The sequence below is a fragment of the Marinobacter sp. Hex_13 genome (assembly GCF_001566815.1).
Taxonomy (GTDB): domain Bacteria; phylum Pseudomonadota; class Gammaproteobacteria; order Pseudomonadales; family Oleiphilaceae; genus Marinobacter; species Marinobacter salarius.
In genome coordinates, this window is sequence record NZ_LSMM01000046.1 from 36,915 (window position 1) to 46,667 (window position 9,753).

The following is a 9,753-nucleotide window of genomic DNA, read 5'->3' on the forward strand; positions in this document are numbered from 1 at the left end:
TTCGTTAAGTGTCAGCTCAGACGTCCAGCAGAATGCGCGCTGGGTCTTCAAGCATTTCCTTGATAGCCACCAGGAACTGCACTGCTTCCTTGCCATCGATCATGCGGTGGTCGTAGGAAAGCGCCAGATACATCATCGGCTGAATCTCGACCTTGCCGTTCACTGCCATCGGACGCTCCTGGATCTTGTGCATACCCAGAATGGCCGTCTGTGGCGGGTTGAGGATCGGCGTGGAGATCAGTGAACCGAAGATACCACCGTTGGTGATGGTAAAGGTGCCACCGGTCATATCCTCGATACCGAGCTTGCCGTCTTTGGCCTTGGTTCCGTACTCGACGATCTTCTTCTCAATGTCGGCCAGGCCGAGCGCGTCGGTGTCACGAACCACAGGCACAACGAGGCCGCGATCACTTGACACAGCAATACCGATATCCTGGTAACCATGGTAAACCATGTCGTTACCGTCGATGGAGGCGTTAACCGCAGGGAAGCGTTTCAGCGCTTCGGTCGCTGCCTTGGTAAAGAAGGACATGAAACCGAGCTTGACCCCATGGCGCTTCTCGAAGCTTTCCTTGTATTGCTTGCGCAGCTCCATGACCGGCCCCATGTTCACTTCGTTGAACGTGGTGAGCATGGCCGCGGTCTGCTGAGCATTGACCAGTCGTTTCGCGATACTGGCACGCAGACGCGTCATGGGAACCCGCTTCTCCGGACGCTCGCCGGAACCAACATCCACCTGCGGCATATCGCCGGCCGGCTTCGATGCAGGAGTTGAAGAAGACCCTGAAGATTTACCCGCATCTATATGATTCTGAACATCTTCTTTTGTTACACGACCGTCTTTTCCGGTACCTTCGACGGCGTCTGGATCAACGCTATTCTCTTCCGCCAACTTCCGCGCTGCCGGGCTGAGGATGGCTTCGCCAGATGACCTGGCTGGTGCTTCGGAGGACTTTTCCGAAGTCGCTTCGGGCTTACTTTCTTCTTTCTTGCTGTCATCTTTGGCTGCAGGCTTGGAATCACCAGCTGCGCCTTCCTTGAACTTACCGACGACTTCACCACTTTCTACGGTGTCGCCTTCGCCCTTGAGTACTTCCTCGATAACACCATCCGCCGGAGCTACCACCTCGAGTACGACCTTGTCGGTTTCAATATCGACAATCAGTTCGTCACGTGAACAGGCTTCGCCAGGCTGCTTATGCCAGGTCGCGACTGTCCCTTCTGCGACCGACTCTGGGAATACGGGGGCTTTTATTTCAGTTGACATCTCGGATCCTTAGTTCGGTAGCTCGTCAGATTTCAAACGCGTCGTTAACCAGTTTTTTCTGCTCTTCAATGTGAACCGACATATGGCCACAAGCCGGAGCAGCGGAGGCGTCACGACCGGCATACTGAAGATACAGCTTGGGATTATGACGATGCAGCGCATTACGCATATGATGCTGGCTGCAATACCAGGCCCCCTGGTTCATGGGCTCTTCCTGGCACCAGACCACGTGCTTGAGCTTGCTGTGCTGGCTCAGGAGCTCGTCCAGATCGTCACCCGGGAATGGGTATAGCTGTTCGATACGAACAATAGCAACGTCATCCCGCTCGTCCGCTTTCTTGCGCTCCAACAGGTCGAAGTAGACCTTACCGCTGCACAGAATCAGACGAGTGACCTTTTTCGGGTCGGAGGGTTCTTTCTCCGGCAGTACCGTCTTGAAGGTACCCGATGTCAGGTCGTCCAGTTCCGAGGTAGCTTCCTTATGACGCAACAGGCTCTTTGGCGTAATCGCAACCAAAGGTTTACGCAGCGGACGCTTGACCTGACGACGCAGCATGTGGAACACCTGGGATGGCGTGGTTGGCACGCAAACCTGGATGTTGTGTTCCGCGGACAACTGCAGGAAACGCTCCAACCTTGCCGAACTGTGCTCCGGACCCTGGCCTTCATAGCCATGAGGCAACAGCAGCGTGAGGCCGCACAGACGCCCCCACTTGTGCTCACCACTGGTCAGGAACTGGTCAATCACCACCTGGGCGCCATTGGCGAAGTCACCAAACTGGGCTTCCCAGACCACAAGACCATTGGGCGCCGTGGTGGAATAACCATACTCGAACGCCATCACCGCCTCTTCTGAGAGCAGTGAGTCGTAGATTTCAAACTTCGGCTGGTTCTCGGCAATGTGCTCCAGCGCAATATGGTGGGCACCGTCCTTCTGGTTGTGCAGTACCGCGTGGCGGTGAGAGAAGGTGCCGCGACCAACGTCCTGGCCGGTAATCCGGATGGGGTGCCCTTCGTTCAGAAGCGTGGCGTAGGCCATCACTTCACCGTAGCCCCAGTTGATCGGTAGCGCGCCGGCGGTCATTTTTTCCCGGTCGCTGACAATCTTGGACACCTGGCGTTGAACACTGAAGCCTTCCGGCACGTGAGTCAGTTTCTTACCCAGTTTCTGGATCGTCTTGAGGGCGACACTGGATTTGCACTTGGCAGTCCACTCATGCCCCAGGTACGGCGTCCAGTCGACATACAGATCCTTGTTGGGCTCCTTGACCAGGGACTTGACCACGTGGTCGCCCTTATCCAACTCGTCCCGGTAGTCCAGTTCGATCTGTTTGGCTTCGTCCTCAGTGATCACACCGTCAGCAACCAGTTTTTCCGCATAGAGGTTGCGGGTGGTTGTCAGCTTGCGAATCTTTTCGTACATCACCGGCTGTGTTGCGGCCGGCTCATCTGCCTCATTGTGTCCGCGGCGGCGATAGCACACCAGATCGATCACCACATCGTTCTTGAACTCGTGGCGGTAATCCATGGCCATCTGGGTCACAAACATGACCGCCTCGGGATCGTCCGCGTTCACGTGCAGGATCGGGGCCTGAATCATCTTGGCCACATCGGTGCAGTATTCCGTGGAACGGGCATCTTCCTGCTTGCTGGTGGTAAAACCGACCTGGTTGTTGATGACGATATGAATAGTACCGCCAACACCATAGCCCCGGGTCTGGGACATCTGGAAGGTTTCCATAACCACACCCTGCCCGGCGAACGCTGCGTCACCGTGCATGATGATGGGCACACACTGGGTGCCGTTAGGGTCGTTGCGCCGGGTCTGGCGGGCACGGACTGAGCCTTCAACCACCGGAGACACGATCTCAAGGTGCGACGGGTTAAACGCCAGCGCAAGGTGGATTTCGCCACCTTCGGTCATCACGTTGGAAGAGAAACCCTGATGGTATTTAACGTCACCAGAACCGGAATCAGCGAGTTTCTTGCCTTCAAACTCGTCAAACAGTTCTTTCGGGTTCTTGCCGAGTGTATTAACCAGAACATTCAACCTGCCCCGGTGGGCCATGCCCAACACGATTTCCTTCGCGCCGTAGCTGCCTGCCCGCTGGATCAGCTCATCCAGACAGGGAATCAGGCTCTCGCCACCTTCAAGCCCAAACCGTTTTACGCCCGGATAGCGGGAACCCAGATACTTTTCGAGGCCTTCCGCTGCGGTTAACCGTTCCAGCAAATGCTTACGGGTTCCAGACTCGTAGTTGGGACGCGAGCGTACCGGCTCCATGCGTTGCTGGAACCAGCGTTTGATACGAGTGTCCACAACGTGCATATATTCCGCACCGATGCTTTCACAGTACGTCTGCCGAAGACCACCAACGATGTCCCGAAGCTTCATTGTCTCGGAGCCAAAGTTCAGCGAGCCGGTCTGAAACTCGAGGTCGTAGTCCGCTTCCGATAGTTCGTGAAAGGATGGATCGAGATCTTCAACCTGTGGACGGTTCCATACACCGAGGGGATCCAGCTTTGCTTCCTGGTGGCCACGAAAACGGAAGGCATTGATCAACTGGAGGACACGGATCTGCTTTTTGTCGGCATCAACCGTTGCACTGGCAGGTACGCCGCTGCTGGCTAGAAAGCGCTGGTTACGGGATATGTGTTCAAACTGCTGGCGGATGGACGAATGATCTATATCACGGCCTTTGTAGCCATCCACACTGGGAAGTTTATCGAAATAGCTGCGCCATTCTTCGGGAACGGCATTGGGGTCTGTCAGGTAGGTTTCGAAAAGCTGTTCAACATAGGCGAGATTCCCTCCTTGTAGGTGGGAAGTCTGCCACAACTGCTCCATTATGCTTTCGTGCATTTTGAATAGCTCACCTTGGGCTGGTGCGGGGAGCTGGCTATGGTCGGCCAGGGGTATATCTGAGTCAATACGGGTTTTTACGGGATCGACTTTGGCCACCACATCCAACAAGGATGTTTTCCGTTCCCCGGTGGTTATTATACTCAGCAATCCGCCAGGAACCTTTTAAGCTCCCGTGACGGCCTGCGTAGTGTGCACCCTGCTAAGACTTTTGACTATAAGCCTTTGGTTGAAGGGCCCGCGTCGTTGCGGGCCCTTCCGGGTGCGAGCCTTGTCAGCACAGTATAGCGTTTGTTTCAGATTCTGCTTACGTCGCCCGCTGAAGCAGAAGGTTCCGAATGTGGCCGATCGCCCGTGTTGGGTTAAGGCCTTTCGGACAAACGCTGACACAGTTCATGATGCCCCGACAGCGGAATACACTGAACGGATCATCCAGATTGGCAAGACGCTCCTCCTGTGCAGTATCCCGGCTGTCGGCCAGGAACCGGTAGGCTTGCAGCAATCCGGCCGGGCCAACGAACTTGTCCGGATTCCACCAGAATGAGGGGCAAGCCGTGGAACAGCAGGCACAGAGAATACACTCGTACAGGCCGTCCAGCTTTTCCCGGTCTTCCGGTGACTGGTAACGCTCAATGGCGGGCGCCGGATTGTCGTTGACCAGGTACGGCATAACCTTCTCGTACTGCTTGTAGAACAGGCTCATGTCCACAACCAGGTCACGAATCACCGGCAGGCCCGGAAGTGGGCGAACAACCAGCTTGTTGTTCTTGAGCACTTCCGACAGCGGCGTGATGCAGGCAAGACCGTTCTTGCCATTCATGTTCATACCATCGGACCCACAGACGCCTTCCCGACAGGAACGGCGATAGGCCATTGAGGGGTCCTGCTCCTTGACCAGGTTAAGGACATCCAGAACCATCAGGTCCTTTCCTTCCGGTATATCAAGCTCTACGTCCTGCATATAGGGCGCATTGTCGGTTTCCGGGTTGTAGCGGTACAGGCTTACTAACATTGCACAATCCCCCTTAGTAAGTCCGGATCTTCGGCTGGAATGTATCCACCGTTTTCGGAGCGAAGTTTACATCACGCTTTCCAACACGCTTGTCCAGCGGGAAGTACAGCGAATGCTTCAGCCAGTTTTCATCATCACGCTCGGTAAAATCGTTACGGGCATGAGCACCGCGACTTTCCTTGCGCTCGTAGGCTGAAACAGCCGTTGCAAGTGCAACTTCATAAAGGTTATCAAGCTCAAGGGCTTCGATACGCGCGGTGTTGAAGGCATTGCTGGTATCCGCGAGCCTGGTATTGCGTACGCGCTTACCAATCGCTTCCAGCTTCTCGAGACCTTCTTCCATGCTCTTGCCGTCACGGAACACACCGAAGTAAAGCTGCATGCAGTTCTGCAGATCCTTGCGCACTTCGGCAACGCTCTCGCCTTCCGAGGCGCTGTTCAGGCGATCAAGGCGCGCCATCGCGTTCTTGATGTCTTCCTCACTGGCGCCGTCCACCTCAAAGCCGCCGCGAAGCTGCTCTTCAATGTGCAAGCCAGCGGCACGACCGAAGACGACCAGATCCAGCAGGGAGTTACCGCCAAGACGGTTGGCACCATGAACGGACACACAAGCTGCTTCACCGCAGGCAAACAACCCGGGAATGGGCGTGTCGTTACCGCTCTCATCCTGAGTCAGGGCCTGACCACCTACGTTGGTGGGAATCCCGCCCATCATGTAGTGACAGGTTGGCACAACCGGCACCGGCTCTTTAACCGGGTCCACGTGCGCAAAGGTGCGTGAAAGCTCACAAATACCCGGCAGGCGCAGGTTCAGTGTTTCTTCACCAAGGTGGTCCAGCTTCAATAGAACGTGATCCTTGTCCGGACCGCATCCACGGCCTTCCAGGATCTCAATCACCATGGAGCGGGCAACCACGTCGCGACCAGCCAGGTCTTTGGCGTTCGGAGCGTAACGCTCCATGAAACGTTCACCCTCGGAATTGATCAGATAACCGCCCTCACCTCGACAACCTTCTGTTACCAGAGTACCGGCGCCATGAATGCCCGTGGGGTGGAACTGCCACATCTCCATGTCCTGCATCGGGAAACCGGCACGGAGCGCCATACCAATACCGTCGCCGGTATTGATCAGGGCGTTGGTGGTGGAGGCGTAGATACGACCTGCACCGCCAGTGGCAAGAACGGTTGCCTTGGACTTGATGTAAGCCACTTCGCCAGTCTCGATTTCGATGGCGACGACACCAACCACTTCGTTTTTACTGTTCTTCACCAGATCAACGGCGTACCACTCGTTCAGGAAGGTGGTTCCGCCCTTGAGGTTCGCCTGATAGAGCGTGTGCAGGAGCGCGTGACCGGTACGGTCCGCAGCAGCACAGGTACGCGCCGCCTGGGCAGGATTGTCCGGCCCCTTGGACTGACCACCAAACGGACGCTGATAAATACGGCCCTGCTCGGTACGGGAGAACGGCAGCCCCATGTGCTCCAGCTCGAACACAGCCTGCGGGCCCACGGAACACATGTACTCAATCGCGTCCTGGTCACCGATATAGTCGGAACCCTTGACGGTGTCGTACATGTGCCAGCGCCAGTCATCATTGGGGTCGGCACTGGCGATGGCGCAGGTAATACCGCCCTGGGCAGATACAGTGTGGGAACGGGTCGGAAATACCTTGGTGATACATGCGGTATTGACGCCGGATTCTGTCAGCTGAAGGGCGGCACGCATACCGGCACCGCCGCCACCGATAACAATCGCGTCATAAGACATGGTCTTGATATTAGCCATTAATTAAAGCCCCCAAAGAATCTGAATGCCCCAGACCAAATACACGAACATGGCCAGACCGCAAAGTGCCTGTACCAGGAAGCGCGGCAGGGTCGCCTTGATGTAATCCGTTGTCACTGTCCAGAGCCCAACCCAGGCGTGCGCGCCGATTGAGAGCAGTGCAAGCAGGGTGAAGATGCGGAACCAGGTCTGGTCGAAAAGCGCCGACCAGCTGTCGTAATTAACGTCAGTGGTCAGGATGAACCCGAAAAGAAAAACTGTATACAGAGCAAGCACGTAAGCGGTAACACGCTGGATCATCCAGTCGAAAACACCGCTACGTCCGAGATTCGTGACGCTGTTTACCATACCCAGACTCCTGCCAGAAGGATGAGAATAACGGAGATGACGACTGTGGCTTTCGCCGCGAGCCGGCCACTTTCCAGCTCTTCGCCGATGCCCATATCCATCAGCAGGTGCTTGATACCCGCAACCAGGTGGTACAGCAAGGCAGACAGAATGCCCCAGGTAATCAGCTTCGCAAGGAAGCTGTCCAGCAAGCCACTAACCCGACTGAAGCCTTCTTCCCCGGAAAGGGAAAGCTGAAGCCCGTACAACATGAAAGCAACACCCACAAAAATGATGATGCCACTGACGCGATGCAGTATGGACGTGATGGCTGGCAGCGGAAAATGAAACTTGCCGAGATCGAGATTTACTGGTCGTTTGCTATTCACAGCGCTCTCACACTCTCTCTTGGTTCCGCGGGGCCGGAAAAAACCGGATGCGGATGGTTGGTATGTAAGGATCGGTATGCTGAACGGATCCGGCACACGATATGTTCAGGAGGGAGAAAAACCGGCATGCGCTCTTTTGATATCTGACGCTGCGGCCTGTTATATCCCCGATTCCGGGCTACGGATTATAAGGAGTACCCTTTTCAATTACAAACGCGCAACTCTGTCAGGGCCCGTTAAATCAGGCCCTGGGACTCGCTATAAAGAGGATTGACAAAATCAATTAAACCTCGAAAGCAGCCGTATTCCGGATTTCCCTGATTTACAGCAGGCGTCAAATAATGGGTTTTATTGCCTCTTCCATTGACAAAAAAAGCCAACGCCCTATATTTTGCCGCCAGTTTTGCGATAATACGCGCCTTCTAGCGCTTCCAAATGCTGATAAATAGGAGAGCACCATGACCGACAGGAAAGCCACGCTTTCGGTGGGTGACAAGTCCATTGAGCTACCGGTTTACTCAGGCACCGTCGGCCCTGACGTCATTGACGTGAGAAGCCTCGTCCAGGAAGGCGTCTTTACGTACGACCCTGGATTTGTATCCACCGCAGCCTGCGAATCCCAGATCACCTACATCGACGGAGCCAAGGGCGTTCTCCTGCACCGAGGCTACCCAATCGAGGAATTGGCAGAAAACTCCGACTACCTGGAAGTCTGCTACCTCCTGCTTAACGGCGAGCTTCCGACAGCGGAAGAGAACAAGCGCTTCCACGACACCATCAAAAACCACACGATGTTGCACGACCAGATGCGCAACTTCTTCCAGGGTTTCCGCCGTGATGCGCATCCGATGGCCATTATGTGCGGCGTCGTTGGAGCCCTGTCGGCTTTCTATCACGACCAGATGGATGTCACCAACGTCGAGCAGCGTGAAATCACTGCTCACCGACTGATCGCCAAAATGCCAACCATTGCGGCCTGGTGTTACAAGTACAGCATTGGTCAGCCGTTCATGTATCCCCGCAACGACCTGACCTATTCTGAGAATTTCCTGCAGATGATGTTTGGTGTTCCCTGCGAGGAATACAAGCCAAACCCGATCCTCGCCAAGGCGATGGACAAGATTTTCATCCTGCATGCCGATCACGAACAGAACGCGTCCACCTCAACCGTTCGCCTGGCCGGCTCAACCGGCGCCAACCCCTACGCGTGTATTGCCTCCGGTATTGCAGCGCTGTGGGGCCCTGCCCACGGCGGTGCCAACGAGGCAGTTCTGGACATGCTCGCGGAAATCGGGGACGAGTCCAACATCGAGAAATTCATCGCCAAGGCGAAGGACAAGGACGACCCATTCCGCCTGATGGGCTTTGGTCACCGGGTCTACAAGAACTTTGACCCGCGCGCCAAGGTAATGGCCGAAACTGCGCATGAAGTTCTGACTGAGCTCGGTCTGGAGAACGACCCTCTCCTGAAGATCGCACAGCGTCTCGAGAAGATTGCCCTTGAAGACGAGTATTTCGTCCAGCGCAAACTCTACCCGAACGTGGACTTCTACTCCGGCCTGATCCTCAAGGCCATCGGCATTCCGACGTCCATGTTTACGGTTATATTCGCCCTTTCGCGGACCATTGGCTGGTTCTCACACTGGAACGAAATGGTCAGCGGCGACTACCGCATTGGCCGGCCGCGACAGCTCTACACAGGCTCCGAAGCAAGAAGCTACCCCAAGAAGTAGCTCCCGGATAGCCGAAATCGAAAGGCCGCTGCATCAGCGGCCTTTTTTGTGCCCTCACATTCTGCAATGATTGATGCCTACTTCGCGCTAACACCAACCACGTCTGGAGAAACAGTGATGAACGTAACTGCCGCATTTATCGGTCTCGGCGTAATGGGCTATCCAATGGCCGGCCACCTGGCAAACGCCGGCCTTACAGTCCAGGTATGGAACCGCACTCACGCCAAAGCAGAGAGCTGGGCGAGCCAGTATAAAGGCAAGGCCTGCGACTCCATCGCCGCCGCCGTTGCTGACGCAGACTTCGTATTTACCTGTGTGGGTGCCGATATAGATCTGGAAAAAGTCTATGAAGGCCCTGAGGGCATCATTGCCAACG

At 55.5% G+C, this 9,753-nt stretch carries 8 protein-coding genes; 2 read left to right on the forward strand and 6 right to left on the reverse strand.

All coding sequences use genetic code 11. The features are described from left to right. Nucleotides 1–16 precede the first annotated feature (16 nt). The 6 genes from odhB to sdhC all read right to left on the reverse strand — a co-directional run bounded on the left by odhB (nucleotide 17) and on the right by sdhC (nucleotide 7,644). Complete coding sequence (odhB, locus tag AXW11_RS12085; RefSeq protein ID WP_091642055.1) at nucleotides 17–1,267, reverse strand: 2-oxoglutarate dehydrogenase complex dihydrolipoyllysine-residue succinyltransferase; 1,251 nt, start codon at nucleotides 1,265–1,267, stop codon at nucleotides 17–19. 25 nt (nucleotides 1,268–1,292) lie between these two features. Then, the gene (locus tag AXW11_RS12090) at nucleotides 1,293–4,130 is read right to left on the reverse strand and encodes a 2-oxoglutarate dehydrogenase E1 component (RefSeq protein WP_036208482.1); all 2,838 of its coding nucleotides are present in this window, start codon (nucleotides 4,128–4,130) and stop codon (nucleotides 1,293–1,295) included. 307 nt (nucleotides 4,131–4,437) lie between these two features. Then, nucleotides 4,438–5,142 (reverse strand): succinate dehydrogenase iron-sulfur subunit, encoded by a 705-nt coding sequence (locus AXW11_RS12095; RefSeq protein WP_036208067.1) that lies wholly within the window; start codon nucleotides 5,140–5,142, stop codon nucleotides 4,438–4,440. Nucleotides 5,143–5,155: 13 nt separating this feature from the next. Further along, nucleotides 5,156–6,928: a succinate dehydrogenase flavoprotein subunit gene (gene sdhA, locus AXW11_RS12100; RefSeq protein ID WP_075196838.1), complete on the reverse strand. Its 1,773-nt coding sequence runs from the start codon at nucleotides 6,926–6,928 to the stop codon at nucleotides 5,156–5,158. 3 nt (nucleotides 6,929–6,931) lie between these two features. Further along, nucleotides 6,932–7,276 carry a succinate dehydrogenase, hydrophobic membrane anchor protein gene (gene sdhD / locus AXW11_RS12105; RefSeq protein ID WP_036208073.1) on the reverse strand — a complete coding sequence of 115 codons (345 nt, stop codon included), beginning with the start codon at nucleotides 7,274–7,276 and terminating at the stop codon, nucleotides 6,932–6,934. Further along, nucleotides 7,270–7,644, reverse strand: coding sequence for a succinate dehydrogenase, cytochrome b556 subunit (sdhC, locus tag AXW11_RS12110; RefSeq protein ID WP_036208076.1), 375 nt, complete (start codon nucleotides 7,642–7,644; stop codon nucleotides 7,270–7,272). Before sdhC ends, sdhD begins: the two co-directional genes overlap by 7 nt. Before the next feature lie 458 nt (nucleotides 7,645–8,102). Between sdhC and gltA the strand changes: the two genes are divergently transcribed. Together gltA and AXW11_RS12120 are read left to right on the forward strand one after the other, a co-directional pair. Further along, nucleotides 8,103–9,377, forward strand: a complete 1,275-nt coding sequence (gene gltA / locus AXW11_RS12115) for a citrate synthase (protein ID WP_036208079.1) — start codon at nucleotides 8,103–8,105, stop codon at nucleotides 9,375–9,377. A gap of 117 nt (nucleotides 9,378–9,494) precedes the next feature. Beyond that, nucleotides 9,495–9,753 (forward strand): NAD(P)-binding domain-containing protein (locus tag AXW11_RS12120; RefSeq protein ID WP_286792315.1); only part of this gene is annotated, 259 nt, incomplete at its 3' end.